Genomic DNA, 24,999 nt, shown 5'->3' on the forward strand with positions numbered 1-24,999 from the left:
TGTTCGAGGAGTTACTGTTCCAGCGTGGGAGTCAGTCGTCGGGTGCGTGCGTCGCGGCGCCGTCAACGTCGGGTGAAGCTTGCCGATAACGACCTCACCGATGAACAGTGGTTGACCCTGGTTGAGGCGTGGGGTGGTTGCGCCTACTGCGGCGCAACGGGAACCGCGCTGCAGCGTGACTGCGTGCAAGCGATCTCGCGCGGTGGCCGCTACACCCGCTCCAATGTTGTGCCTGCCTGTGCATCCTGCAATGCGAGTAAATGCAATGCAGAGGTGACCAGTTGGATGCGGCGCAAGCGGCTTGACGAGAAGGCCTTTCTGACGAGGTACGTGGAGATCTCGGCGGCCGGCTAGTTCGTGGTGTACACACCGGTCGGCTCGTCGTGGTAACCCTTCGCGCCGATCTCACGCGCCAACGGACTACGGAAATCAGCTTCGCCGGCAAGGCAATTGAGTACATGTCGGTAGTCGTATCGTGGGCGCCAGCCGAGTTCCTCGCGTGCCTTGGAGTTGACGTAGACGCGATCGACCGCCGGGAACATCGACCAACCCCGCGCCGCGTACAGGTCGGGCTGCCCGGGGAAGTATCGAGCCACCACACCGGGCGCATTGGTGCGCAACTGTGCGGCATCGGCGCGACAGAACGGCGTCGTCGCCGACACCACGTATGTGGACCAGCCGATGGTCGGTGCGTGATCGGCCGCCAGCAGGTGTACGTCGACAACGTCGGCCAGATCCACCCGCCGATAGAGGTATTCGTTGGCTTTCACATTCGCATCCGGGTAGCGCGCCCGCACCGCGTCGCTGTCGTCTTGTTCGGGGAAGAAGCGCGAGGTGCGCAGTACGATGACCGGCAGGCCACTGTCCTGGTGCACCACATGCGCGATGTCTTCCGCGGCGGTTTTGGTGGCGCCGTAGATGTTCTTGGGTACCGGTGTCACGTCCTCGGTGATCCAGGCGGTCTCGCTCGCGCCGACCAAGGCGTGCCCGAATGCGCTGGTGGTGCTGGTGTAGACAAAGCTGGTTACGCCCGCGGCGACGGCCTCTTCCAGGAGCGCGAGCGTGCCGCTGATGTTGGTCTCGATGAAGTCGGCCCGCGTATGCGATCCCACATGCGGTTTGTGCAGGGTCGCCGTGTGCAGCACCGACGACACCCCGGCCATCGCCTCGCTGACGACCGCGCGGTCGGCGATCGACCCGACGATGTCCGTGACAGGACCGGGCGCGATATCCATGCCGACGACGTCGGCGCCGCGCCGCCGCAGGGTGCGGACCAGCGCCTCCCCGAGATGGCCCGAGGACCCGGTGACCAGGAATCGATGCTCGCGCATGAGCCCATACTGCTCAGGACCGCAAGTCATTTCGTTCGCCGAGTGTGAAACGTAGGCGGGAAATAGACGGAAATCTCGCCCACGTTTCACACTCGGCGCGGCTGCGGCGGCCCTGGCCTGCACAATGAGAGCGTGCGCGACATGTTTTGTGGACGACCGGTCCGTACCGATCGTGCCCTCATCATGGCGATCGTCAACCGCACACCGGACTCCTTCTACGACCGCGGCGCCACCTTCACCGACGAGGCCGCGCAGGCCGCCGTGCACAAAGCGGTTGCCGACGGCGCGGACGTTGTCGACATCGGCGGCGTCAAGGCCGGCCCGGGTGAGACCGTCGACGCCGAAGCGGAGATCGCGCGCGTGGTGCCGTTCATCGATTGGGTGCGCAGTGCACACCCAAACCTGCTGATCAGCGTCGACACCTGGCGTGCCGAGGTCGCGGAAAAGGCCTGCGCGGCGGGCGCCGACTTGATCAACGACACCTGGGCGGGGGTCGATTCGGAGCTACCCGCAGTGGCGGCCGCACACGGTGCCGGACTGGTGTGCTCGCATACCGGTGGTGCGGTACCGCGCACCCGGCCTTTTCGGGTGAATTATGGGACTGAAGTGGATGGTGTTGTTCATGCCGTTGTCGCCGAAGTCACCGCATCTGCCGAGCGTGCAGTGGCTCTCGGGGTATCGAAGGACTCGATCCTGATCGATCCGACGCATGACTTCGGCAAAAACACCTTCCACGGGCTCGCTTTGTTGCGCCACGTAAACGATCTCGTTAATACCGGGTGGCCCGTGTTGATGGCATTGAGCAACAAGGATTTCATCGGGGAGACTCTTGGTGTGGGACTGACGGAACGACTCGAGGGCACTCTCGCCGCCACCGCGTTGGCGGCGGCGGCCGGTGCCCGCATGTTCCGGGTACATGAAGTCGGACCCACACGCCGCACGCTGGAAATGGTGGGCTCCATCGTCGGGACCCGCCCTCCGGCGCGAACAGTGAGGGGGTTGGCATGACCCATCAATTAGACGAAGCAGTGGGTATCGACCCGGGCTGGCTGGACACGCACAGCTGGAACCGGCCTGAATGGACCGTCGAACAGCTCGTCGCTGCGAAGAAGGGCCGCACCGTGTCGGTGGTGCTGCCCGCGCTCAACGAGCAGGAGACGGTCGCCTCAGTCGTCGACACCATCAGCCCGCTGCTGGGCGGTCTGGTGGACGAGCTGATCGTCCTCGACTCGGGCTCCACCGATGACACCGCGATCCGGGCCGTGGCCGCGGGCGCGCGCGTCGTCAGCCGTGAGCAAGCGCTTCCCGAGGTACCGCCCAATCCGGGCAAGGGCGAGGTGCTGTGGCGTTCGGTGGCCGCGACGACGGGCGACGTGATCGCCTTCGTCGACTCGGACCTCATCGACCCCGACCCGATGTTCGTGCCGCACCTGCTCGGCCCGCTCTTGCTGGGGCAGGGTGTGCATCTCGTCAAGGGCTTCTATCGGCGTCCGCTGAAGGTGAGCGGGTCCGAGGACGCCAACGGTGGCGGCCGGGTGACCGAGTTGGTGGCCCGACCCATGCTCGCCGCGCTGCGGCCCGAGCTGAGTTGCGTGGTGCAGCCACTGGGCGGCGAATACGCGGGCACTCGTGAACTGCTGTCCTCCGTGCCCTTCGCGCCCGGATACGGGGTCGAGATCGGGCTGCTCATCGACACCTACGACCGTCTCGGGCTCAACGCCATCGCTCAGGTGAATCTGGGTGTGCGCAGCCACCGCAATCGGCCGCTGGTCGAGCTCGGAGTGATGAGTCGGCAGGTGATGGCGAGCATGCTCTCACGCTGCGGAATTCCGGACTCGGGGGTGGGCATCACCCAGTTCTTCGCCGACGGCGACGGATTCACCCCGCGCAGCTCGACGGTCTCACTGGAGGACCGCCCGCCCATGAACACCCTGCGCTGACCCTCAGGTCTTCTGGATCTCGCGCTCACCCTCGGTGGGCGACCACACGGTGACGATCATGTGTCCGTCGTCGAGCCGCACCGCGGACGCACCCCGGATGTCGGCGACGTAGAACGGCGCGAACCGTCTTCCGCGTAGATCGAATCCGCTGCTGGCATAGAGATGCTCGGCGAACGCGGCGTGTAGGTCGAGATCCTGCTCATCGTGCACCGCGCCCCAGACCTTGGCATCGCCCTCGCCGACATGCGTGTCGGTGGTAGCCGTGTGCAGCTCGAAACGGGGGTCACGGGCGAGGTCCGCCAGCTTGGCAGTGTCGGGCATGCCGCCGACGATCAGCCTGCCCTCGAAGATGCGAGGCTCCATCGGGCTGATCCGCGGGGCGCCGCTGCGCCGCAGCGTCGAGAGGAAGCACAGATTGCGCGTCGCGTCATGACGGCGAGTGAACACTGCGGCGATCGTCGGAGCCTGCTGCGTGAACTCGTGCCAGGAGGTCATGGCCCCACGCTAGGCCCGGATGTCGGACCTCGCTGGCAAGATCGTCTCGTGACGTTCGCACTGACGTATCTGTTGGTTCTCATCGCAGTGGCCGCCGTGCTCTTTGTGCTGGGCTCGATGCTGTTCGGCCGCGGCGAAGAGTTGCCGCCGCTGCCCAAGGGCACCACCGCCACCGTCCTGCCCGCCGAGACGGTGACGGGTGCCGATGTGGACGCCGTCAAGTTCTCGCTGGTCTTCCGCGGGTACAAGGCCAGCGAGGTCGATTGGGTGCTGGACCGGCTCGCCCGCCAGATCGATGAGCTGCGTGCCGAGCTCGACGAGGTGCAGGGCGCCGAAGCACATGCCGACTAAAGCGCCCAGCCGCTGTTCGTGGGCCGTGGATCCGGCCGGTTCCACGTTGTATGCCGACTACCACGACAACGAGTGGGGACGCCCGCTGTACGGGCGTGATGCGTTGTTCGAGCGGCTGTGCTTGGAGGCCTTCCAGAGCGGGCTGGCGTGGATCACCATCTTGCGCAAACGTGAGGGCTTCCGCCGCGCGTTCGAAGGCTTCATACCCGAGCAAATCGCCCGCTACGGCGACAAGGACGTGGCACGGCTGATGGCTGATGCCCAGATCGTGCGGAACCGCGCCAAGATCGAGTCCTCGATATCGAATGCCCGCGCTGTTCTCGATCTGGACACTGATCTTTCGGACCTGTTGTGGTCGTTTGCGCCGAAACGCCGCGCCCGGCCTCAGCGTCTTTCGGACGTGCCCGCAGTCACCGACGAGAGCACGGCGATGGCCAAAGAACTCAAGCGCAGAGGGTTCCGTTTTGTGGGCCCTACCACGGCGTATGCCCTGATGCAGGCCACCGGGATGGTGGATGATCACGTGCGTTCCTGCTGGGTTCCGCGAGTCGATACTGCCCCCTCCGGAAGGCCCAGTTGAGGGTCTGCTGTCCCCAGATGTTCGCGATAGGGAAGAATGGTGCAGTGAAACGGCAGCTCAGATAGGGAACAATGGTCGGAGATGCCGAACACCCTTGGCTGGAATTTGGAGGGAGCACACGATGGCGGCCATGAAGCCCCGAACAGGCGACGGTCCTCTCGAGGCTACGAAAGAGGGGCGCGGGATCGTCATGCGCGTGCCACTGGAAGGTGGCGGTCGCCTGGTGGTCGAGCTGACCCCCGATGAGGCCGCCGCACTCGGCGACGAACTCAAGAACGTCACCAGCTAGGCCCCAGCCCTCGGGCGCTAGCTGCAGACCTTGTGATAGATCTGCAGCGTCATCTCCGCGATGTGCGCCCACGAGAACTCTTCGATACACCGCGCTCTGCCCGCGTTGCCGAACTCGGCAGCACGGGTCGGGTCCGCGACCAATGCGTTGACCGCATCGGCGAGTCCCGCCTCGAACGCGGCGGCTTCGCTGCTCTCGTAGGCCACCAACGTCCCGGTGACGCCGTCGGCAACCACCTCGGGTATCCCGCCGACGCGAGATGCCACGACCGCCGTACCGCACGCCATGGCCTCAAGGTTGACGATGCCCAACGGTTCGTAGATCGACGGGCACACAAAAACCGTTGCCGCCGAAAGCACCTCCCGCAGTTTGGGTGCGGGCAGGAACTCGCGTATCCAGTGCACTCCGGGTCGCACCGCGGCCAACTCGGTGACGGCGCCGGTGATCTGTTCGGCGATCTCGGGGGTGTCCGGCTCGCCTGCGCACAGGATCAACTGCACCTCGGGGGAGAACCGGTGTGCGGCCGCCACGAGATGTGCGAGCCCCTTTTGCCGGGTGATCCGTCCGACGAATACGACAATCGGGCGGCCCAGATCCACACCGAGGTCGGCGAGAACCGACCCTGGCTGCGTGATCGCCTGGGCTGGATCAACCGGATACCAGGTTGTGGTATCGATTCCGTTGCGCACCACATGGATCCGGCTGGGATCCAAATCGGGATAGGTCGCCATGATGTCTTCGCGCATCCCGCTGCTGACCGCGATGACCGCGTCGGCGGCGTGTATTGCGGTGTGTTCCACCCACGACGACACCCGGTATCCGCCGCCGAGCTGTTCGGCCTTCCATGGGCGACGGGGCTCCAGGGAATGCGCGGTCAGCACGTGCGGAATGCCGTGCAGCAGCTTGGCCAGATGTCCTGCCATGCCCGTGTACCAGGTGTGCGAATGCACCACCGACGAACCGGTGACCGCGGCGGCCATGACCAGATCGGCCGACAAGGTCGTCAAGGTTGGATTGGCGCCATCCAACGCGGGATCGGGCCGATGCACCAAGGCACCGTCGCGGGGTGCGCCCATACAGTGCACCTCGACATCACACAGTGTGCGCAGCTGAGCCACCAACTCGGTGACGTGGACCCCGGCCCCGCCGTACACCTCGGGTGGGTACTCCCGCGTCATCATTGCCACCCGCGTCGGGGATGAGCCGCGTGCGAAAAGACCCTCCGTCGGGGATGAGCCGCGTGCGCGAAGACGGTCGGTCATGCCACGACCGTAGTAGGTGGCCCCGACGACCGCAGGGCCGCCGGGGGTGTACCGCTGGCCGCTTCTGCCGAGTGCCGATAGGTTGATTGCTATGAGGGCATCGCCACACGTTCTGGGGATCGTGCTTGCCGGCGGTGAGGGCAAGCGGCTTTACCCACTGACCGCGGACCGTGCGAAACCGGCGGTGCCCTTCGGCGGTGCCTATCGTCTCATCGATTTTGTGCTGAGCAACCTGGTCAACGCGCGATTCCTGCGGATTTGCGTTCTGACCCAATACAAGTCGCACTCGCTGGACCGGCACATATCGCAGAATTGGCGGCTGTCTGGTTTGGCGGGGGAGTACATCACGCCTGTTCCTGCTCAGCAGCGACTCGGCCCGCGGTGGTACACCGGCAGCGCTGACGCCATTCACCAGTCGCTCAACCTGATCTACGACGAGGATCCCGAGTACATCGCGGTGTTCGGTGCCGATCACGTGTACCGGATGGATCCCGAGCAGATGCTCGACTTCCATATCGACAGCGGTGCGGCGGTGACGGTCGCGGGAATCCGCGTTCCCCGCGCGGAGGCCACCGCATTCGGCTGCATCGATGCCGACGACACCGGCCGGATTCGGGAGTTCATTGAGAAACCTGCGAATCCACCGGGCACGCCGGACGATCCGGACGCCGCGTTCGTGTCGATGGGGAACTACATCTTCACCACCAAGGAACTCGTCGACGTCATCCGCGCGGATGCCGAGGACGACCATTCCGATCACGATATGGGTGGCGACATCATTCCCCGGTTGGTGGCCGATGGGCGGGCCGCGGTGTACGACTTCAACACCAACGTGGTACCCGGTGCCACCGAGCGCGATCACGCGTACTGGCGCGACGTAGGGACCCTCGACGCGTTCTACGACGCGCATATGGATCTGGTGTCGGTGCACCCGGTGTTCAACCTGTACAACCGGCGGTGGCCCATCCGTGGCGAATCGGAGAACCTGGCACCCGCCAAGTTCGTCAACGGTGGTTCCGCGCAGGAGTCGGTGGTGGGTGCCGGCAGCATCGTCTCGGCGGGCTCGGTGCGCAACTCGGTGCTGTCCTCGAATGTCGTCGTCGACGACGGCGCCGTCGTCGAGGGCAGCGTGCTGATGCCCGGCGTGCGGGTGGGCCGTGGTGCGGTGGTCCGGCACGCGATTCTGGACAAGAACGTGGTTGTCGGTGTCGGAGAACAGGTTGGCGTCGACATCGAGCGCGACCGTGAGCGATTCAACGTCAGTGCCGGCGGCGTCGTCGCCGTCGGCAAGGGCGTCTGGATCTAGTCTCGCGAGCCGGGCGTCGCCTCACCACACCAGCGGTACGAGACGGTTGCGGACCTTTTCGGTGTATTCGTCGTAACCCGGTAGGTCGTGGCGCAGCATCTTCTCCTCGTCAAGGATTCGCACCACCAGCGAGGCAGTGGCCGGGATGGCTGCAAGCAGGCCCCAATACGAGCCCAGCGCCACGGGCATACCCACCATCATCACCAGTGAGCCTGTGTACATGGGGTGGCGTACCAACCCGTACAGCCCGGTTGAGGTGACGGTCTGACCGGATTCGACGGTGATGCTCGCGCCGGCGTAATTGTTCTGGGCCACCACCAGGGTGGCGGCGCCCAATCCGGCGACCACCAGTACCTCCCCGACGATGACGAGCCAGGTCGGCACGTGCGACCAACCGAATCGGTGATCGAAGGCGCTCACCACAACCAGGGCCACGAAGGAGCTCAGCAGCACAGTGACCGCGACCTTCTGTACCAGGCGAGTCTCTGCGATGGGTCCACCATGCAGACGACGTTGCAGCACCTCGGGATTCGTGGTTGCCAAATAGATTGAGGAGACCGTGGAGCTGATCACGAAGATGGCCAAGAACACCCAGGCCTGCCAGTAGCCGAATGTGCCCGCGGGCCAGAACAGTGCCGCGGCAAAGACGGCGAGGCCGACGATGCCCGAGGCAAGAGCTTGTACACCGGTTTTCATAATTTTCCTTTCTCAGATCGCGTCACGACGGCGGTAAATCTCGCCCGCGGCAGTGGTGAGCCCGACACCGATCGCCATAAGGGCGAACATGGTGAGCCACGGATACTCGACGGGTGCGCTGACCCGCATCACCGGGGACAGTTTCACAATCCAGGACGGCAGCTGCAGTATTCCGGCATAGAGCATGCCCACGGAGAACGCCACCACTAGCCAGCCAATCCAGCTGTGCCGCAATGCAACCGCGATCGCGGCGATACCGGCGATCACCAGCAGGGCGGGAATCTGCGCCAATGCCGCGAGGGTGAGGCGCCACACCACCTGGGGATCGTGCAAGGTGGTGGCGGCGCCCAGGCCACTGCCCAGGCCCGCGATCAGCATGAGAAGTGTGCTGCCCAACACCGTCACCGCCACCGCGGATAACAGCCAGTTCCAGCGCGATACGGCGCGCGCCAACACCGCCTCGGCGATACCCGACTGTTCGTCCTTGGCGAGTCTTACGATTGCCGACACCACGTACGCGGTGATCGCGATGGCGAGCACCTGGTTGAAGGTGGCGAAGATGCTGTCCAGACCGTGTGCCCGGAATGCACGTGTCAGCAGCGGGTTGGTATCGATCGAATCCCGCAGGCTCTTGGCCATCGATCCGAATGCCATACCGCTCAGGAAGATTCCGGAAGCCCATCCGGCGAGCAGCCCGCGTTGCAGTTGCAGGTTGAGTCCGAACACGGACCTGATCTCGGGGGCATGGGCGTTTTCGCCGCGCGAGGGCAGCACGCCCGCGTCGTATTGGCGACGCCCTTCGAGTACGTGGGCGGTGAGCATCAGTGCCAGGGTGGTGCCCACCAGCAGGAGGAAGGGCCACCAGCGCAGATCGACGAACGCTCGCATCTGCTGGGCCCAGGCCAAAGGCGAGAACCAACTCAGTGCGCTGCCCGTGTTGTCGATGATGTCACCGAGTCCACGAACCACGACGGCTGCCGCGAGGGACGCCATCGCGACGCCGCTGGCCGCTCGCGAGGTCCGCCACAACTGAGAAGTGACCGCCGCGATACCGGCGAAAACCATGGAGGCTCCGGCGATTCCGAGACTGATACCGAGAGAGTCGGCCACATCGAATCCCGCCGCGGACAACGCGACCGTCATGGCCACGGCCAGAACGCCGTTCATCAGGCCCACCACGATGAGCGCCGCGTAGGTGCGTGCCTGGTGGCCGATCACCGCCGACATCACTAGCTCGGCGCCACCGGATTCCTCTTCGGCGCGGGTGTGCCGGATGACGGTCAGGATGGACATGATGGCAGCGGCGGCGATCATGACGGTCATCAGCTCGTTGGCGACCATGACGCCGATATCGGTTTCGTTGACACCAAAATTTGGTCCGCCCATGATGATCCCGGCCGGGGTCTTCATCATCGTGACCCGCGCCATCCGGTCGGCGGATGTCGGATACATCGCCGTGAACGCCAACGGCGTATAGGTCATCAGCAGCGTCAGCCAGCCCACCCACATGCAGATCCGGAATCGGTCGCGGCGCAGTGCCAACAAGATCAGAATGCCGGTTCCGGCCAACGGGTGTCGCGGGGTGCCGTCCGAAATGGGTTGGCGAATAGGGAGGGTCGCGAAGTCGGTAGTCACCGCGGTACCCCCTGATACTCGCGCATGAACAGTTCTTCGAGCGACGCCGGCGCCACCGTGAGGTCGACGATCCCCAGGCTTGCCAGCTGTTCCATGGTGCGATCCAGGTTGCTGCGATCTACTGTGAAGGAGGCCCGATTGCCACCGATCGTGAGGTCATGCAACTGCGGAATAGATCTGAGCCCTGAGGGATTCGCTAACGTGCGCACGGCCACGGACGTCCGCATGACATGGCGCAGCTCGGCCAACGATCCGGACAGCACCGTCCGCCCGGCGCGCACGATGGTCACCCGGTGGCACAGCTTTTCCACCTCGGCCAGGATGTGGCTCGAAAGCAACACCGCGCAGCCTCGCGCGGCCACTTCGGCCACACACTCTTGAAAGACCGTCTCCATGAGGGGATCCAGGCCGGACGTCGGCTCGTCGAGAATGAACAGCTCGGCATCTGAGCAGAACGCGGCGATGAGTGCCACCTTCTGGCGGTTGCCCTTGGAGTAGGTGCGGGCCTTCTTGGTGGGATCGAGTTCGAAGCGCTCGACGAGTTGGTTGCGCCGAGGTAGCGAAATATGTTCGGTGCCACGCATTCTGGTGAGGAAGTCGATCGCCTGTCCGCCGGTGAGGTTGGGCCACAAGGTGACATCACCGGGCACGTAGGCGATGAGTCGGTGGAGATCGACCGCGTTGACCCACGGATCGCCGCCGAGCAGCTGTACCGAGCCGGCGTCTGCGCGCAGCAGGCCGAGAAGCACCCGAATGGTGGTGGACTTCCCCGCGCCATTGGGCCCGAGGAATCCCGCGACCTCGCCGTGGGCGACCGACAGATCGAGCCCGTCGAGTGCCTTCGTCTTCCCGAATGACTTGGAGAGGCCGCGTATTTCGACTGCGAGGTTGGGGTACATCACTTCGAATCTCCTCCGTTGCGAGAGCTTTCCTGTTGTGCTGCAAAGGCATCGAGCATGGTGGAATCGGTCATCAGGCCTTCGGTGTAGATCTCGATAGCGGGGAAGATCAGCTCATCGGAGTAGCGGCGCAAGATCGTGCCCAGGTCGTCGTCCGGATGCATCTGCACGTAGATCGCCAGCGCGCCCACGCCGTTCAGTGACAGCCACAGCGCCCTGCCCTTGGGATTACGGCTCGGCTTGATCGTGCCCGCGCGTACCCCGTCGTCCAGATATGTCTCGGCGTTCTCGATGGAGTGCTGAAGGAACGCCCGGCCGGGCTCTCCGCCCGATTGCACACTGAGTAGCAGGTACCTGACCATCGGCGCGAATGTTTCGATCTCGTCGATGGCGTCGAGCCAGACCTTGGGGTCGTTGGAGGTCAGCGTGCGCGATTTCTCTGAGCGGATGTACTCCAACAGGTATTCGTCCACGGCCTGCCGGAGCCCGTCCTTGGATCCGTAGTGATGGATAACGAGCGCGGGGCTCACTCCCGCGGCTTCGGCGATCGCTCGCACGCTGGTGTTCAGCCCCTGCTCGCCCCACAACTTGATGGCGGAATCCCGGATGCGGGCTGCGGCGGTGAGGTCATCGACTGAACGCATGTTTAGTAGACTAAACGCACGTTCAGTCGAGCGTCAAGCACTATCCCGCCGAGGATTGGTGTCGTGACGAAACCGGTGCCGAAGGCTGCGCCGAAACTACGGTTTCTGCGTCATTTCGTGAGTGGCCCGGGCAGAACGCGGCGCGTCGGCGACGGGAATGTTGGAACGTCAGTCGCGGGTAGCGGCGAGCAGGCCGTCGCCCAGCGGGATCAGCACTGCGGTGAACCGGCCGTCGTCGGCGATGATGCGCGCCGCCTCGCGGACTCCGACCACGTCGGGATCATTGGCTCCCGGATCACCGGCGCGCCCACCGGCGGATGCCCCGTGGATAACGACCGCCCCGCCCGGGCGCAGCAGCCGAATGCCCCCGGCCAGGAATTCGGGTTGATCGGCCGGCGCGGCGTCGATGACAAGGAGGTCGTACGACTCGTCGGCCAGCCGGGGGAGCACCTCCTGAGCACGCCCGCCGATGACGCGGGTGCGCGACGGCGCGATGGCCGCCTCCGAAAACGCCTGTTTGGCACTGCGCTGGTGCTCGGGTTCCAGGTCGATGGTGGTCAGCACGCCGTCCTCGCGCATTCCTGAGAGCAGCCACAGGCCGCTGACCCCCGCGCCCGTGCCGACCTCGACGACGGCCTTGCCGCCGGAAAGACGTGCGAAGACACTCAGGAGGGCGCCGACTGCGGGCGTCACGGGGCCCGCGCCCAGGTCAACGGCACGTTCCCGGGCGGCGGCGACGATGTCGTCTTCGGAGATGGCGCCCTCGGCGTGGCTGACCATCGCCTCGACGCGGGATCGGTCTGCGCTGCTGGTCACGATTCGATCCTGTCGAGCGGGAGTGGATATGTCCCGCGACACGCCGGACCCGTGACCGATCGGGGCGTTTTCCTGTTCCGGAACTCCTGGTGAGATCGGATCGAGACCGCATTCTCAGGAAGAGTTAAGTTGCCTCATAAGTGGCCCACACCTCGGTAGTAGAAGGTCATTGCTATGTCGCGATCCATCCTGAAAACGCGCCCCGCCGCGCAGGCCCACGCCGGGAATAACACCCATGGCAGCCGGGTTGAGCAGGCTGACAGCCTCCCCGTCGTGGGTGAGGCCGCCACAACCGAACAGGAGGAACACGCGATTTCGCTTACGGGTATCAGCGAGTCGGCCGAATACACCGACTTCGTCGAGGCTATCGATCCCGCAGAACTATCCGGGACCGCGGTATTCGATGCCACCGGAGACCAGGCAGCCATGCCGTCTTGGGATGAGCTGGTTCGTCAGCATGCCGACCGCGTGTATCGCTTGGCCTACCGTCTGTCGGGCAACCAGCAAGACGCCGAGGACCTGACCCAGGAAACCTTCATCAGGGTGTTCCGCTCGCTGCAGAACTACCAGCCCGGCACCTTCGAGGGCTGGCTACACCGCATCACCACAAACCTGTTCCTCGACATGGTCCGCCGCCGCGGACGCATCCGCATGGAGGCCCTGCCCGAGGACTACGACCGCGTGCCCGCGACCGATCCGGATCCCGAGCAGATCTACCACGACGCTCAGCTGGGCGCTGATCTACAGGCCGCGCTGGACGCGCTGGCTCCGGAGTTTCGCGCCGCGGTGGTGCTGTGCGATATCGAAGGTCTGTCGTACGAGGAAATCGGCGCCACGCTGGATGTGAAGCTCGGCACCGTCCGCAGCCGCATTCACCGCGGTCGGCAGGCGATCCGTGAGCACTTGGCCGCGCACTCCTCGACGTCCGCGCTCGCGGCCGCCGAATAGCGCACGACACCGTTGGTGCAGGTTGGTACGCAATGAGTACGTTCGCGCGCTATCTTCGAGTTAGGTCGGTACGAGTCCGCCGGCCGTTCCGGACCGAAGGGAGCGTTGCCGTGGTGGATAGCGGCTCGTTCCGGCGAGCGTTCTCGAGTTTCTCGTCGTTCTCGCGGCTGCCGTCCCCCTTCGCCTCACAGAGTGAGGCGCCGATCGGTGCTCCCCGCCAGTTCGGATCGACCGAGCATCTGTCCACGGAGGCGATAGCGGCGTTCGTGGACGGCGAACTGCGGATGAGCGCGCACCTACGGGCGGCGCACCACCTGTCGATGTGCCCCGAATGTGCCCTTGAGATCGACGCGCAGCGCCAAGCGCGCAGCGCACTGCGTGATTCCGGCGGTATCCGGGTGCCCGGATCGCTGCTCGGGTTACTCAGCCAGATTCCGCATATCCCGCACGAGGCGGTACCGCCGCAACCGTCGTCACATGACGGCGACTTGCCGCCCGCGTTGGGCGATGACGCGGTGCGACCAGATAGCCGCGTACGCCGTAAGCGCCGGTAGGGTGGGCCGGTGACCGCAAAACAGGACACCGCTCCTCGGTTGGCGCCGCGCCCGGTCGACCGGCCGCCCGTCGATCCGGCTTCGCAGCGGGCTTTTGGCCGTCCTTCGGGGGTATCCGGTTCGTTCCAGGGGTTGGACAAGTACCGCGACCAGGGGGAGTACACACCGCGAGTCGGGCCGCCCGATCCGGTGCTGGCACAGGCCTTCGGGCGACCCGATAACACCACTACTTCCCTGCAACGTCATCCCGCCGATACCGGCAAGCTCAACGCCGCCGATGACGGTCCGGACGCCGCGGAGGATCCGTGGCGCGACCCGACGGCGCAGGTTCAGCTGGGCAAGCCCGGGGTCACCAAGGCGCCCGTCTCGGTGGACGGCACGCCAGCCCCGAAGCTGGGCGTCCGGGATGTTCTCTTCGGTGGCCGGGTCTCGATTCCGGCGCTCGCCATTCTTGCGGCCATCGCACTGGTGATCGGCCTGGTCGGCGGCATTATCGGCCGTAAGACGGCCGAGGTGGTTCAGGCCTTCACCACATCGAAGGTCACGCTGACCACCGATGACAGCACCCAGCCTGACGAGTCCCGCTTTACCGCGGTCGCGAACGCGGTCAAGGGTGCGGTGGTGACCATCGAGGCCAGCTCGGACGACGAGGTGGCGCAGGGGTCAGGAGTCGTCATCGACCCCAAGGGCTATGTCGTCACCAACAATCACGTGATCTCCGATGCCGCGAAGAATCCCGGCAAGTTCAAGATCGAAGTGATCTTCAACGACAGCAAAAAGGTGCCCGCCAATCTCGTGGGACGTGACCCGAAGACGGACATCGCGGTGTTGAAGGTGGACAACGTCGACAACCTGTCGGTGGCGCGCCTGGGTGACTCCGACAAGGTCTCGGTGGGGGCCGAGGTCATCGCCTTCGGTTCACCGCTGGGTCTGCGGAGCACCGTGACCAGCGGCATCATCAGTGCGCTGCATCGTCCGGTGCCGCTCTCGGGTGAGGGCAGCGACACCGACACGGTGATCGATGCGCTGCAGACGGACGCCGCCATCAACCACGGCAACTCCGGTGGCCCGCTCATCGACATGAAGTCTCAGGTGATCGGGATCAACACCGCTGGAAAGTCCTTGAGCGACAGCTCAAGTGGCCTGGGCTTCGCCATTCCGATCAACGAGGTTGCCGACGTCGCGCAGACGTTGATCCGTGACGGCAAGGTCGTGCACGCGACACTGGGCATCAGCAGCCGCACGGTCAGCAATGCGACCGCCACGGGCGCCGAGGTGGCCAACGTGAAGGCCGGTAGCCCCGCCGAGAAGGGCGGCATGTTGGAGAACGATGTCGTCGTGAAGGTGGGTAACCGCACGGTGGCCGATGCCGACGAGTTCGTGGTCGCGGTGCGACAGTTGAAGATTGGACAGGAAGCCACCGTCACGGTGCTGCGCCAGGGGCGCCCCGTCGAGCTCAAAGTTACTCCCGGCCCAGACGGCTCCTGATGTTCGGCAGTGTCGGCTGGGGGGAGCTGTTGGTCCTACTGGTCGTGGGGCTCGTGGTGCTCGGTCCCGAGCGGCTTCCGGGGGCGATTCAGTGGACCACTGAATCGCTGCGCAAGGTCCGCGACTACGCCAGTGGTGCGACGGCCTCCCTGCGTGAGGAGCTTGGCCCGGAGTTCGACGATGTACGCAAGCCGCTCGCCGAACTGCAGAAACTGCGGGGTATGACGCCGCGTGCCGTCATCACCAAACATCTGCTGGACGGCGATGATTCGGTGCTCGATTCGTTGACCAAACCCCTCGACGACGTGAAGAAGGCGGTGTCGGAGCCAATGCCCACGCCGGTGGTGAACCCCGAACTCACCAAGCCCGCAGAGTCTGGCCCGGCCCGATTCGACGCCGACGCGACCTAGTTGCGTCGGGCGGTATCGATGTTCAACGACATGCCCGCCAGACCGCGGCTACGTGTCGAGAGTTTATCGGCGATTGCCCGCAGTGCCTGGCCCGCAGCCGAATCCGGCTGACTGAGCACAATCGGCAGCCCGTCGTCGCCGCCTTCGCGTACCGCGGGATCCAGCGGGATCTGGCCAAGGAGAGGTACTTTCGTACCCACCACGCGGGTCAGGCTCTCGGCAACAGCGTCGCCGCCGCCGGATCCGAACACCTCCATGCGGGTGCCATCGGGCAACACCAGCCAGGACATGTTCTCGACCACACCGACGATGCGCTGACGGGTTTGGGTCGCGATCGCCCCGGCACGCTCGGCCACCTCGGCGGCCGCCTGCTGCGGCGTCGTGACCACCAGAATCTCGGCGCCGGGAATGAGCTGTGCCACCGAGATCGCCACGTCGCCGGTACCCGGAGGCAGGTCCAGCAGCAGCACGTCCAGGTCTCCCCAGAACACATCGGCCAGGAACTGCTGCAGGGCGCGATGCAGCATTGGCCCGCGCCACACGACCGGGGTGTTGCCCTGGGTGAACTGGGCGATCGAGATGACCTTCACATCGTGCGCCACCGGGGGCAAGATCATCCGCTCCACCTGGGTGGGACGGTCGGAGGTGCCCATCATGCGCGGTACCGAGTGGCCGTAGATGTCGGCGTCGAGCAATCCGACCGACAGTCCCTTGGCCGCCATCGCCGCCGCGAGGTTGACTGTGACACTTGATTTTCCGACGCCACCCTTACCGGAGGCCACCGCGTAGACGCGAGTGAGGGAGCCGGGCTGGGCGAAGGGGATGATGGGCTCGGCGCTGTCGCCGCGCAGCTGCTTGCGCAGTTCGGTGCGCTGCTCGTCGTCCATGACATCCAGCAGCACGCGCACGGTGCCGACGCCATCGACGTCGGCGGCGGCCTGGGTCACCCGCTCGGAGATTTCGGCCTTCTTCGGACACGCGGAGGTGGTGAGGTAGATCCCGATCTCGACGTTGTGGGCGTCATCGAACGTGATGTCCTTGACCATCCCCAATTCAGTAATGGGACGGCGAAGTTCGGGGTCGATTACCCCGGCGAGTGCACTGCGCACGGCCGTGGTGAGCTCGGATGTCACTACCCGAGTCTAGGGCGTGCCGTTTATGGCTTTGGCGCTGCCGGTCCCGGCGCTGGTCCGGGGGCCGGTCCCAGCTCCACCGGCGGCGGGGGCGGAGCGAACGGGTTGAACGGCTGTGGGGCAGGAGCAGGCGCGAACGGGTTGAACGGTTCGGCGGGGGGCTGCGGCGCGAACGGGTTGACGGGCTCGGCCGGAGGCGGCGGCGCGCAGAAGAACATGCACGGTGCCTGAGGCGCCTCGGGAGCGGGCGCCACGGCTCCGGGTGTGCCCGCCACGCCAACCCGGTCTGGTGTCAGCGGGGTGACGATGGGCAGCTGGGCCAGGGGATCGTTGGGGGAGAGTGCGGCGACGTCGGTCACCGAGCCCGGCCCGAGCCCCCGCGATTCGCCGCCGCCCAGGTGCGCCTTGCGTTCGGGTGCGACATCGGCGGCAGTCAGCGGTGGCAGGTTGAGTGGGATTACCCCGGTGGCGTAGCCGGCGGCCCAGGCGAGCACATTCTGCGCGTACGCCACCGAGTTGTTGTAGCGCAGGATGGATGACATCACTTGCGAGCGATCCCGCAAATTCAATCCGCCACTGCATAAATAGCGGGCGGCGGCCAGGCTCGCGTCGAAGACGTTCTGTGGGTCGGCCTTTCCGTCGCCGTCACCGTCGGAGGCGTAGTGGTTCCAGGTGCTCGGCAGGAACTGCATGGGTCCCATGGCCCGGACGTATACCTGCGCACCCTGAGTGCGGGTCTGCTCATGGTCGACGATGACCTCGTTACCCGGGAGGGTGCCATCCAGACTCGGACCATAGATAGGCCGGACCACGCGGCCCTTCACGTCGGTGGCGCCGTTGTTGGCGTGGCCCGATTCGATCCGGCCGATACCCGCCAGCAAGTTCCAGCTCACTCCGCAACCGGGTGCGGCCTTGGCCATCATCCGTTCGGCGTTCTGATAGGCGTCCAATGCGATCTTCGGGATGCCGAGTCCCCCAGGTGCCATCACGATCCCCGGCGGCGGTGGTGCGACCGCAGCGCTCGGTGCCACGCGGTATTGCGTCGGCGGGCGCATCACGGTCACGAGATTCAGCGGACCCATATCCGCCTGCGCGGCGGCCACCGAGGCCAGTGGGACGGGAATGGGCACCACGGCCTGCCCGCTGACCTGTGCACTGCTGGCGGCCACGGCGGAGCCGACGACCACCAAGGCGCTCAGTCCGCCGACCCGAAGCCAGGGCACGGGTGCGCCGGTGACGCGTAGCGCCACGTCGCGGGCATGTTTTACCGACGACGCAACCCAACCCGGAAGCTTCACCGCGCCCCTATCTCTCGGGCCCCTGTTCTACACATATGGGTCCCATCTGTCGGCACCATTCTGACGTATGCAGTCGTGACGGATGTGACCGATGTGAACCGGAGCAACCATACCGGCGAGATGACGGTCCGGTTGCAAAATGGGCAAACCCCAGCGAACCGCGGAACGCCGACGAATCCCCCCTGAGCATGCCGGGTTCGGCCGGGAAGCGCCTCGCAAAATGGGCGAGTGGCTATCTCACGCTGCGTGAATCGCGATGAATATGACTTACGGTCAGTGTCTGGACGTAAACACAATCAATTGATAGCGTTACAGCATGACTGCATCACCGGACGTTGCCGTCCACTGGGAACTTGGCTCCGATCGGCCCCGCGAGGACTACGGATTCTTTGGGCCGGACTCGCCGACCTGGAAGGTGTGGAGCAGCCCCACCGCGCTGATCGGTTTCCAGCGCTCGGTGGTGCTGGAACATTTCGAGCCCCACCTGGCCGCCGCGGTAGCCGATTCGGCGGGCATCTATCGGGATCCGCGGGGACGGATGGACGGGACCCTCGCCTACTTCCTCATCGTCGCGACCGCTGATTCGCGTACCGCGGTCGAGGCCTCCGAGCACCTACAGAAGGTTCATGCCCGTTCCAAGGGAATCGACCCGGTGACGGGAAAGCGCTACAGCGCCAACGATCCGGCCTCGCAGTTGTGGATCCATGTGACTGGCTGGCATTCGGTGCTCAAGTGTTACGAGATGTACGGGCCCGGGCCGTTGAGCCAGGCCGAAGAGAACCGTTACTGGTCCGAGTGCGTGACCGCGGCCGAACTGCAGACCGTCAATCCGGCCGACGTACCGCGGTCGCGTGACGAGGTTCGCGAGTACTTCGCCCAGATGCGCCCCACGCTGTGCACCTCCGAGCGTGCGCAGCACGCCATGCACTACCTGTTGCGCACCCCGCGCTCGGGCAGCAATCTGCGGTTCTGGGCGGTCAGTCGGCTGATGGCTCCGGCGACCATCGCGACGCTGCCGCGCTGGATGCGTGAGCTGGGCCAATTCGACCAGCCCGGAATTGTTGATGTGGCGTACCGGCCGTTGGTGTCGGCAGCCATGTCGATCGCCAGCGTTCCGGCGATCGAAGACTCCGTTGCGCGATTCGCCAAGTTGCCCATGACGGCGACGACCCTGCGTGACTTCCACGCCGCCAAGGCTCCGGTGCGTACGGTCACCGTCACACCCGCCGAGGCCAAGGAGCGGTACGGCAGGCGAGCCACCGCATAGGACGGCGCTTTACGCTGGCTAGCTGTGACCTATCGACCGCGCCGCACCACACTCGCCGTCCCCGGCAGCAGCCAGAAGATGATCGACAAGGCGAAAACCCTTCCCGCGGATGAGATCTTCCTCGACCTTGAGGACGCCGTCGCGGCACCTGCCAAGGTAGAGGCGCGCCAGCGCATCGTCGATGCCTTGAACGCACCAGGATGGTCGGGGCAGCTGCGGTCGGTGCGCGTCAACGACTGGACCACCGAATGGACGTACGCCGATGTCGTGGAGGTGGTTTCCCGGGCCGGCGCCGGCATCGACAACATCCTGCTGCCCAAGGTCATGGACGCCTCGCACATCACGGCCCTGGATCTGCTGCTGACGCAGGTCGAGCGATCACACGGGCTTGAGGTGGGCGCGATCGGCATCCAGGCGCAGATCGAAAGCGCCGCGGGACTCACCCATATCGATGCGATCGCATCGGCAAGCCCACGGGTGCGGTCGCTGGTCTTCGGTCCTGCCGACTTCATGGCCAGCCTGGGCATGCGCACCCTGGTGGTGGGGGAGCAGCCTCCCGGCTATGACGGCGAGGCGTATCACCACGTGCTGATGACCATCCTGGTTGCCGCGCGGGCGCACGGACTCGACGCCATCGACGGCCCCTATCTCAAGGTGCGTGACGTCGCTGCCTTCCGCGTCGCGGCGAGCCGCTCGGCCGCGTTGGGTTTCGATGGGAAATGGGTGCTGCACCCCGCGCAGATCGAGGCGGGCAACGAGATCTTCAGCCCGCGCCAGGAGGACTACGACAGGGCCGAGCTCATCCTGGACGCCTACGAGTGGCACACCTCGGTGGCGGGTGGCGCACGGGGCGCGGTGATGCTGGGAGACGAGATGATCGACGAGGCCAGTCGCAAGATGGCGCTGGTGATCGCGGGCAAGGGCCGTGCTGCGGGGATGGCGCGGCAGGCGCCCCCGTTCGAGCCCCCGACGGGCTAATACGAACTCGAGCTGCCGCCCGAAGCGATGCCGATGATCATGATCAGTACCCAGAACACGATGACCGCGGCACCGATGATGATCCCGGCGATGGCCACGCCCTTGCCGTCCTGCGGTGACGTCTTGAGCTGGTTGAGCGCGATGAAGCCCATGATGACGCCGGCAATCGATCCGATGCCGCAGAAGACGCCGACGATCGACGCGATCAAAGATCCGATGGCCAGCGGGTTGGTGCCGCCGGTCTGCCCGTATGCGCCATACCCGTACGGGTCGGCGTATCCGGGCGCCGGATATCCGGGATAACCGCCGGCGGCGGGATAACCCGGTAGCGGGTATGCGCCCGGTTGTCCCGACGGATACGGGGGATATGCCTGGCCGTACGGCGGGGGATACGCGGGCGGTGCCGTCGGATACGGCGGAGGCGCGGTGGGATAGGCGGGAGGCGCGGTCGGGTAAGCGGGCGGATAGGCAGGGTAGGACGGTGGGGCACCGGGGGTCTCCCACGCCGGTGGAATGCCCGGCGGTACCTGGCTGGCCGAGGACGCGGCATCGGCCGGTGGGGCGGACTGTTCCAGGGACGGGTACTCGTATCCGGACGACGCGTCGGGACCGGTGCCGGAGGATTCGTTACCCGGGGTAGTCATGGCGCAAACCTAGCGTATCGAGGGGGTTTCTGGCCGCGCTGCGGGCGGGAAGTCGCAGGTAGCGGTCAAAGGGGCACCATCTGGTGCCGGCGGGCGTTAAATAGGTGCTAGCTATGCATCACTGACTCTCTGCAGGAGGACCGAACCCGTGGGACAACCGCTCACACCCGGGCAACAACAGCGCTCGACGTCACCGCGTTCCCCCTTGTCTTCGTCGTTGTCCCTGCCGACGCCGCCGCAAGGCTGGCCCATCGGTTCGTACCCGACGTACGCGGAGGCTCAGCGTGCCGTTGACTACCTGTCCGATCAGCAATTCCCGGTAGAGAACGTCACCATCGTCGGAGTGAATCTGATGCAGGTCGAGCGAGTGACCGGCCGATTGTCGTGGCCCAAGGTGCTGGGCGGAGGCATGCTCAGCGGGGCCTGGCTGGGCTTGTTCATCGGTCTGGTGCTGGGGATGTTCAGTACGAATCTGGCCGGCTCACTCATCGTGGGTCTCACCGTCGGGTTGGTCTTCGGACTGGTCACCGCCGCGGTGCCCTATGCGATGACGAGGGGCACACGAGATTTCGCATCAACCATGCAGCTCGTCGCGGGACGATATGACGTGTTGTGCGAGCCGGGACAGGCCGAGGCCGCGCGCGACATGTTGGCCAAACTGGCTATCTAGGCCCCATCGGCTCGTGCCGGATGGCGCTGGCCTGCGGCGTTGCCCACACCCCGGATGGCGGGACGCGCGCACCGAACATGTTGCATGTCACCTGGTTTTAGCTCTACGGTTGCCGCGCGGGACGGGTGTGCCCGCCGTGCCGGCACACGGAGGTGCCGAGGCGCGTCAACGGACCAGGAGGCGGTCGTGCTGGAGTCGTCGGCCGGATGGTTCCGACGGAAGGGTGTGGCGCTGGGCTCGACCCTGCTGACCTGCCTGACGCTGGCCTCGCTGACGGGATGTGCCCGCTCCGACGATAACGACGTCATCATCCGTTTCTATACGCCGGCCAGTGAGGCCGGGACCTTCACCGCGGCCGCCCAGCGATGCAACAAAGAACTGGGCGGCCGGTTCACCATCAGGCAGGTGAGCCTCCCGAAGCGGGCCGACGAGCAGCGGTTGCAGCTTGCCCGCCGACTGACCGGTAACGATCGCACCCTGGACCTGATGGGCATGGACGTGGTGTGGACCGCGGAGTTCGCCGAAGCGGGTTGGGCACTGCCGCTTTCCGATGACCCTGCCGGTGTCACCGAGGCCAACGCGCAGCGCGACACCCTCGCGGGCCCGTTGGCGAGCGCCCGCTGGAACGACAAGCTGTACGCGGCCCCCTTGAGCACCAATACCCAACTGCTCTGGTACCGCAAGGACCTGATACCCGAACCGCCCGAGACGTGGGATCAGACGGTGCAGGATGCCGAGGGTTTCGCACGTTCTGGCGGGCCTAGTTGGATTGCATTGCAGGGCAAGCAGTACGAAGGTCTGGTAGTGCTGTTCAACACCCTGCTGGCCAGTGCCGGCGGCTCCGTTCTGGCCGATGACGGTAAGACGGTCACCTTGACCGATACCCCGGAGCACCGCACCGCCACGGTCACCGCATTGCGGATCATCAAATCGATAGCGACAGCAGACGGTGCCGACCCTTCGATCACCCAGACCGATGAGGGCACTGCGCGTTTGGCGCTCGAGCGGGGCGATGCGGCGTTCGAGGTCAATTGGCCGTTCGTGATGGCCAGCATGATGGAGAACGCCATCAAGGGCGGGGTGCCGTTCCTGCGCCTGGACCGGCGACCGGATCTGACGGGTGCGATCGGCGCAGCGGGCCGCTTCGAGCCGAGCGATGAGCAGTTCACCGCCGCGTATGAGGCCGCCAGTGCGGCACTTGGTTTCGCCCCATATCCGGCGGTGGTCGCCGGTCGGCCCGCCAAGGTCACCATCGGCGGACTGAACATCGCGGTCGCCAGGACAACGCGATACAAGGCGCAAGCGTTCGAGGCGTTGAACTGCTTGCGCAGCCGGGAGAATCAGAAGGCGACGGCGATCGAGGGCGGGCTACCCGCCGTGGACGCTTCCCTGTACGACGATCCTGAGTTCCAGGCCAAGTACCCGGCGTACGCGATCATCCGCGAGCAGCTGGCCAACGCCGCGGTGCGTCCGGCCTCGCCCTATTACCAAGCCATCTCGACGAGAATCTCGGCGGTACTGGCGCCGATCACCGCGATCGATCCCGAGCGCACCGCCGACTTGCTGACCGATCAGGTGCAGAAGGCCGTTGACGGACGGGGGCTGATCCCGTGATCAGATCGGTGACCAACGTGGCCGCCTCCGACGGAAAGAAGGCCGAGCGCCGCCTCGGTCTACTGCTCATCGCGCCCGCCGCGATTCTGATGCTCGCGGTTACCGCATACCCCATCTGCTATGCCGTCTGGCTGAGCCTGCAGAAGTACAGCTTCGCCAGTCCGCAGGATCGCAAGTTCGTGTGGTTCGACAACTACATCACGGTGCTGACCGACAGATATTGGTGGAGCGCCCTTGTGGTCACCCTTGCGATCACGGTGATCTCGGTGGTCATCGAGCTCGTGCTCGGGCTGACCCTCGCGCTGGTGATGCATCGGACGATCTTCGGCAAGGGGATCGTGCGCACCGCTGTGTTGATCCCCTACGGAATCGTCACCGTGGCAGCGTCATACAGCTGGTACTACGCGTGGACGCCGGGCACCGGATACCTGGCCAATCTGCTCCCTTCGGGCAGTGCGCCCCTGACACAGCAGCTTCCATCGCTTGCGGTGGTGATCCTGGCCGAGGTGTGGAAGACCACGCCGTTCATGGCACTGCTGTTGCTGGCCGGTTTGGCACTGGTTCCCGACGATTTGTTGAAGGCCGCCCAGGTCGACGGTGCCAACGGGTGGAGCAGGCTGATCCGCGTCACCATCCCGATCATGAAACCCGCGATTCTTGTTGCGCTGCTGTTCCGTACCTTGGATGCCTTCCGGATCTTCGACAACATCTACGTGCTCACCGGTGGCAGCAACAACACCGGGTCGGTATCGATTTTGGGGTACGACAATCTGTTCAAGGCCTTCAATGTCGGGCTCGGCTCGGCGATCAGTGTCCTGATTTTCCTGTGTGTGGCAGTCATCGCCTTCATCTTCATCAAGGGTTTCGGCGCCTCGGCGCCGACAGCGGATGACGAGGGGGCAAGACGGTGACCCGCACGAATCCAGCGCGTGCTCGGCAGTTGTCGGGGTGGGCGATCGCCAATGTATTGGTGCTCTGTTACGCGCTGGTGCCGGTGCTGTGGGTGCTGAGCCTTTCGCTCAAACCCACCTCGACGGTCAAGGACGGCAAGTTCTTCCCGTGGCCGGTGACGCTCGATAACTACCGTGGCATCTTCAGCGGGAACGTGTTCACCTCGGCATTGGTGAACTCCATCGGCATCGGGCTCATCGCGACGGTGATCGCCGTCAGCGTGGGCACCATGGCCGCCTACGCGGTGGCACGGCTGGACTTTCCCGGGAAGAAGGCGCTCGTCGGTGCGGCCCTGCTCATCGCGATGTTCCCGCAGATCTCGCTGGTGACACCAATTTTCAATATCGAGCGCTCGGTCGGCCTGTTCGACACCTGGCCGGGGCTGATCATCCCGTACATCACCTTCGCGTTGCCCCTGGCCATCTACACGCTCTCGGCGTTCTTCCGTGAGATCCCTTGGGAACTGGAGAAGGCGGCCAAGATGGATGGCGCCACACCGGCACAGGCCTTCTGGAAGGTTATCGCCCCGTTGGCCACGCCGGGCATCGTCACGTCCGCGATCCTGGTATTCATCTTCGCCTGGAATGACCTGCTGCTGGCGATCTCGCTGACGGCAACGGACCGGTCCATCACCGCCCCGGTCGCCATCGCGAACTTCACCGGCAGTTCGCAATTCGAGGAACCCACCGGATCGATCGCCGCGGGCGCCATCGTCATCACGGTGCCGATCATCATCTTCGTGCTCATATTCCAACGACGGATCGTTGCCGGGTTGACCTCCGGTGCAGTGAAGGGTTAAC

At 65.3% G+C, this 24,999-nt stretch carries 28 protein-coding genes; 17 read left to right on the forward strand and 11 right to left on the reverse strand.

Annotated elements, in window-relative coordinates:
* Window positions 1-24 precede the first annotated feature (24 nt).
* Complete coding sequence (locus DSM43276_RS06035; protein WP_099051566.1) at window positions 25-354, forward strand: HNH endonuclease; 330 nt, start codon at window positions 25-27, stop codon at window positions 352-354.
* Here the strand turns inward: DSM43276_RS06035 and DSM43276_RS06040 are convergent.
* A complete protein-coding gene (locus tag DSM43276_RS06040) occupies window positions 351-1,331 on the reverse strand; it encodes an NAD-dependent epimerase/dehydratase family protein (RefSeq protein WP_078329543.1) in 981 nt (326 codons plus the stop codon). The two genes, DSM43276_RS06035 and DSM43276_RS06040, sit on opposite strands and share 4 nt — an antisense overlap.
* A 132-nt stretch (window positions 1,332-1,463) precedes the next feature.
* On the opposite strand from DSM43276_RS06040, the gene folP reads away from it, so the two are divergent.
* A complete protein-coding gene (gene folP, locus DSM43276_RS06045) occupies window positions 1,464-2,339 on the forward strand; it encodes a dihydropteroate synthase (protein ID WP_078329544.1) in 876 nt (291 codons plus the stop codon).
* Window positions 2,336-3,271: a glucosyl-3-phosphoglycerate synthase gene (locus DSM43276_RS06050; protein WP_078329545.1), complete on the forward strand. Its 936-nt coding sequence runs from the start codon at window positions 2,336-2,338 to the stop codon at window positions 3,269-3,271. The genes folP and DSM43276_RS06050 overlap by 4 nt, the downstream gene beginning before the upstream one ends.
* Before the next feature lie 3 nt (window positions 3,272-3,274).
* Here the strand turns inward: DSM43276_RS06050 and DSM43276_RS06055 are convergent, their stop codons facing one another.
* On the reverse strand, window positions 3,275-3,766 hold the full coding sequence (locus tag DSM43276_RS06055) for a pyridoxamine 5'-phosphate oxidase family protein (RefSeq protein WP_078329546.1): 492 nt from the start codon (window positions 3,764-3,766) through the stop codon (window positions 3,275-3,277).
* A gap of 48 nt (window positions 3,767-3,814) precedes the next feature.
* Between DSM43276_RS06055 and DSM43276_RS06060 the strand changes: the two genes are divergently transcribed.
* The 3 genes from DSM43276_RS06060 (at window position 3,815) to DSM43276_RS06070 (ending at window position 4,986) form a co-directional block, all read left to right on the forward strand.
* A complete protein-coding gene (locus DSM43276_RS06060) occupies window positions 3,815-4,117 on the forward strand; it encodes a DivIVA domain-containing protein (RefSeq protein ID WP_078329547.1) in 303 nt (100 codons plus the stop codon).
* Window positions 4,107-4,697 carry a DNA-3-methyladenine glycosylase I gene (locus tag DSM43276_RS06065; RefSeq protein WP_078329548.1) on the forward strand — a complete coding sequence of 197 codons (591 nt, stop codon included), beginning with the start codon at window positions 4,107-4,109 and terminating at the stop codon, window positions 4,695-4,697. The genes DSM43276_RS06060 and DSM43276_RS06065 overlap by 11 nt, the downstream gene beginning before the upstream one ends.
* A 121-nt stretch (window positions 4,698-4,818) precedes the next feature.
* On the forward strand, window positions 4,819-4,986 hold the full coding sequence (locus DSM43276_RS06070; protein ID WP_005059648.1) for a DUF3117 domain-containing protein: 168 nt from the start codon (window positions 4,819-4,821) through the stop codon (window positions 4,984-4,986).
* Between the two features lie 17 nt (window positions 4,987-5,003).
* On the opposite strand, the gene glgA is transcribed toward DSM43276_RS06070, so the two are convergent.
* Window positions 5,004-6,167 (reverse strand): glycogen synthase, encoded by a 1,164-nt coding sequence (gene glgA / locus DSM43276_RS06075; RefSeq protein WP_211196756.1) that lies wholly within the window; start codon window positions 6,165-6,167, stop codon window positions 5,004-5,006.
* 172 nt (window positions 6,168-6,339) lie between these two features.
* Between glgA and glgC the strand changes: the two genes are divergently transcribed.
* Complete coding sequence (glgC, locus tag DSM43276_RS06080; protein ID WP_078329556.1) at window positions 6,340-7,554, forward strand: glucose-1-phosphate adenylyltransferase; 1,215 nt, start codon at window positions 6,340-6,342, stop codon at window positions 7,552-7,554.
* A gap of 21 nt (window positions 7,555-7,575) precedes the next feature.
* Here the strand turns inward: glgC and DSM43276_RS06085 are convergent, their stop codons facing one another.
* From DSM43276_RS06085 to DSM43276_RS06105, 5 genes are all read right to left on the reverse strand, one after another.
* On the reverse strand, window positions 7,576-8,250 hold the full coding sequence (locus DSM43276_RS06085) for a methyltransferase family protein (RefSeq protein ID WP_078329557.1): 675 nt from the start codon (window positions 8,248-8,250) through the stop codon (window positions 7,576-7,578).
* Window positions 8,251-8,262: 12 nt separating this feature from the next.
* On the reverse strand, window positions 8,263-9,885 hold the full coding sequence (locus DSM43276_RS06090) for an ABC transporter permease (protein ID WP_078329558.1): 1,623 nt from the start codon (window positions 9,883-9,885) through the stop codon (window positions 8,263-8,265).
* Window positions 9,882-10,787: an ABC transporter ATP-binding protein gene (locus tag DSM43276_RS06095; protein WP_078329559.1), complete on the reverse strand. Its 906-nt coding sequence runs from the start codon at window positions 10,785-10,787 to the stop codon at window positions 9,882-9,884. The genes DSM43276_RS06090 and DSM43276_RS06095 overlap by 4 nt, the downstream gene beginning before the upstream one ends.
* On the reverse strand, window positions 10,784-11,428 hold the full coding sequence (locus DSM43276_RS06100; protein ID WP_078329560.1) for a TetR/AcrR family transcriptional regulator: 645 nt from the start codon (window positions 11,426-11,428) through the stop codon (window positions 10,784-10,786). The genes DSM43276_RS06095 and DSM43276_RS06100 overlap by 4 nt, the downstream gene beginning before the upstream one ends.
* Before the next feature lie 168 nt (window positions 11,429-11,596).
* A complete protein-coding gene (locus DSM43276_RS06105) occupies window positions 11,597-12,286 on the reverse strand; it encodes an O-methyltransferase (RefSeq protein WP_372990582.1) in 690 nt (229 codons plus the stop codon).
* Window positions 12,287-12,418: 132 nt separating this feature from the next.
* Between DSM43276_RS06105 and sigE the strand changes: the two genes are divergently transcribed.
* From sigE to tatB, 4 genes are all read left to right on the forward strand, one after another.
* A complete protein-coding gene (sigE, locus tag DSM43276_RS06110) occupies window positions 12,419-13,192 on the forward strand; it encodes an RNA polymerase sigma factor SigE (RefSeq protein ID WP_078329561.1) in 774 nt (257 codons plus the stop codon).
* Between the two features lie 110 nt (window positions 13,193-13,302).
* The gene (gene rseA / locus DSM43276_RS06115; protein WP_109556089.1) at window positions 13,303-13,746 is read left to right on the forward strand and encodes an anti-sigma E factor RseA; all 444 of its coding nucleotides are present in this window, start codon (window positions 13,303-13,305) and stop codon (window positions 13,744-13,746) included.
* A gap of 9 nt (window positions 13,747-13,755) precedes the next feature.
* Window positions 13,756-15,234, forward strand: a complete 1,479-nt coding sequence (htrA, locus tag DSM43276_RS06120) for a serine protease HtrA (protein ID WP_078329562.1) — start codon at window positions 13,756-13,758, stop codon at window positions 15,232-15,234.
* Complete coding sequence (gene tatB / locus DSM43276_RS06125; RefSeq protein ID WP_078297480.1) at window positions 15,234-15,644, forward strand: Sec-independent protein translocase protein TatB; 411 nt, start codon at window positions 15,234-15,236, stop codon at window positions 15,642-15,644. Before htrA ends, tatB begins: the two co-directional genes overlap by 1 nt.
* Here tatB and DSM43276_RS06130 read toward each other — a convergent pair.
* On the reverse strand, window positions 15,641-16,777 hold the full coding sequence (locus tag DSM43276_RS06130; protein WP_109556090.1) for an Mrp/NBP35 family ATP-binding protein: 1,137 nt from the start codon (window positions 16,775-16,777) through the stop codon (window positions 15,641-15,643). The genes tatB and DSM43276_RS06130 overlap by 4 nt on opposite strands.
* A 23-nt stretch (window positions 16,778-16,800) precedes the next feature.
* Entirely contained in the window at window positions 16,801-18,075 is a 1,275-nt protein-coding gene (locus DSM43276_RS06135; RefSeq protein WP_078329563.1) for a lytic transglycosylase domain-containing protein, read from the reverse strand.
* A 316-nt stretch (window positions 18,076-18,391) separates the two neighbouring features.
* Between DSM43276_RS06135 and DSM43276_RS06140 the strand changes: the two genes are divergently transcribed.
* Both DSM43276_RS06140 and DSM43276_RS06145 read left to right on the forward strand, forming a co-directional pair.
* Window positions 18,392-19,342: an oxygenase MpaB family protein gene (locus DSM43276_RS06140; protein WP_078329564.1), complete on the forward strand. Its 951-nt coding sequence runs from the start codon at window positions 18,392-18,394 to the stop codon at window positions 19,340-19,342.
* A 24-nt stretch (window positions 19,343-19,366) separates the two neighbouring features.
* Entirely contained in the window at window positions 19,367-20,320 is a 954-nt protein-coding gene (locus tag DSM43276_RS06145) for an HpcH/HpaI aldolase/citrate lyase family protein (RefSeq protein ID WP_078329565.1), read from the forward strand.
* Here DSM43276_RS06145 and DSM43276_RS06150 read toward each other — a convergent pair.
* Window positions 20,317-20,964 (reverse strand): DUF4190 domain-containing protein, encoded by a 648-nt coding sequence (locus DSM43276_RS06150; protein ID WP_078329566.1) that lies wholly within the window; start codon window positions 20,962-20,964, stop codon window positions 20,317-20,319. The two genes, DSM43276_RS06145 and DSM43276_RS06150, sit on opposite strands and share 4 nt — an antisense overlap.
* A 148-nt stretch (window positions 20,965-21,112) precedes the next feature.
* Here DSM43276_RS06150 and DSM43276_RS06155 point away from each other — a divergent pair, with 148 nt between their 5' ends.
* The 4 genes from DSM43276_RS06155 to DSM43276_RS06170 all read left to right on the forward strand — a co-directional run bounded on the left by DSM43276_RS06155 (window position 21,113) and on the right by DSM43276_RS06170 (window position 24,998).
* Window positions 21,113-21,634, forward strand: coding sequence for a YflT domain-containing protein (locus DSM43276_RS06155; RefSeq protein ID WP_078329567.1), 522 nt, complete (start codon window positions 21,113-21,115; stop codon window positions 21,632-21,634).
* Between the two features lie 186 nt (window positions 21,635-21,820).
* Window positions 21,821-23,248: an ABC transporter substrate-binding protein gene (locus DSM43276_RS06160; protein WP_078329568.1), complete on the forward strand. Its 1,428-nt coding sequence runs from the start codon at window positions 21,821-21,823 to the stop codon at window positions 23,246-23,248.
* A gap of 8 nt (window positions 23,249-23,256) precedes the next feature.
* On the forward strand, window positions 23,257-24,159 hold the full coding sequence (locus DSM43276_RS06165; protein ID WP_078329601.1) for a carbohydrate ABC transporter permease: 903 nt from the start codon (window positions 23,257-23,259) through the stop codon (window positions 24,157-24,159).
* Window positions 24,160-24,188: 29 nt separating this feature from the next.
* On the forward strand, window positions 24,189-24,998 hold the full coding sequence (locus DSM43276_RS06170) for a carbohydrate ABC transporter permease (RefSeq protein ID WP_412458663.1): 810 nt from the start codon (window positions 24,189-24,191) through the stop codon (window positions 24,996-24,998).
* The last annotated feature ends 1 nt before the right edge of the window (window position 24,999 follow it).

This window comes from Mycobacteroides salmoniphilum, assembly GCF_004924335.1.
GTDB classification, from domain to species: domain Bacteria; phylum Actinomycetota; class Actinomycetes; order Mycobacteriales; family Mycobacteriaceae; genus Mycobacterium; species Mycobacterium salmoniphilum.

What these genes read in the sequence shown, in the direction of transcription:
- DSM43276_RS06040 (WP_078329543.1), bottom strand. Translation starts at nt 1,331, where the DNA reads ATGCGCGAGCATCGATTCCTGGTCACCGGGTCCTCGGGCCATCTCGGG.
- DSM43276_RS06050 (WP_078329545.1), top strand. Translation starts at nt 2,336, where the DNA reads ATGACCCATCAATTAGACGAAGCAGTGGGTATCGACCCGGGCTGGCTG.
- DSM43276_RS06055 (WP_078329546.1), bottom strand. Translation starts at nt 3,766, where the DNA reads ATGACCTCCTGGCACGAGTTCACGCAGCAGGCTCCGACGATCGCCGCA.
- DSM43276_RS06065 (WP_078329548.1), top strand. Translation starts at nt 4,107, where the DNA reads ATGCCGACTAAAGCGCCCAGCCGCTGTTCGTGGGCCGTGGATCCGGCC.
- DSM43276_RS06070 (WP_005059648.1), top strand. Translation starts at nt 4,819, where the DNA reads ATGGCGGCCATGAAGCCCCGAACAGGCGACGGTCCTCTCGAGGCTACG.
- glgA (WP_211196756.1), bottom strand. Translation starts at nt 6,167, where the DNA reads ATGATGACGCGGGAGTACCCACCCGAGGTGTACGGCGGGGCCGGGGTC.
- glgC (WP_078329556.1), top strand. Translation starts at nt 6,340, where the DNA reads ATGAGGGCATCGCCACACGTTCTGGGGATCGTGCTTGCCGGCGGTGAG.
- DSM43276_RS06085 (WP_078329557.1), bottom strand. Translation starts at nt 8,250, where the DNA reads ATGAAAACCGGTGTACAAGCTCTTGCCTCGGGCATCGTCGGCCTCGCC.
- DSM43276_RS06100 (WP_078329560.1), bottom strand. Translation starts at nt 11,428, where the DNA reads ATGCGTTCAGTCGATGACCTCACCGCCGCAGCCCGCATCCGGGATTCC.
- sigE (WP_078329561.1), top strand. Translation starts at nt 12,419, where the DNA reads ATGTCGCGATCCATCCTGAAAACGCGCCCCGCCGCGCAGGCCCACGCC.
- tatB (WP_078297480.1), top strand. Translation starts at nt 15,234, where the DNA reads ATGTTCGGCAGTGTCGGCTGGGGGGAGCTGTTGGTCCTACTGGTCGTG.
- DSM43276_RS06140 (WP_078329564.1), top strand. Translation starts at nt 18,392, where the DNA reads ATGACTGCATCACCGGACGTTGCCGTCCACTGGGAACTTGGCTCCGAT.
- DSM43276_RS06150 (WP_078329566.1), bottom strand. Translation starts at nt 20,964, where the DNA reads ATGACTACCCCGGGTAACGAATCCTCCGGCACCGGTCCCGACGCGTCG.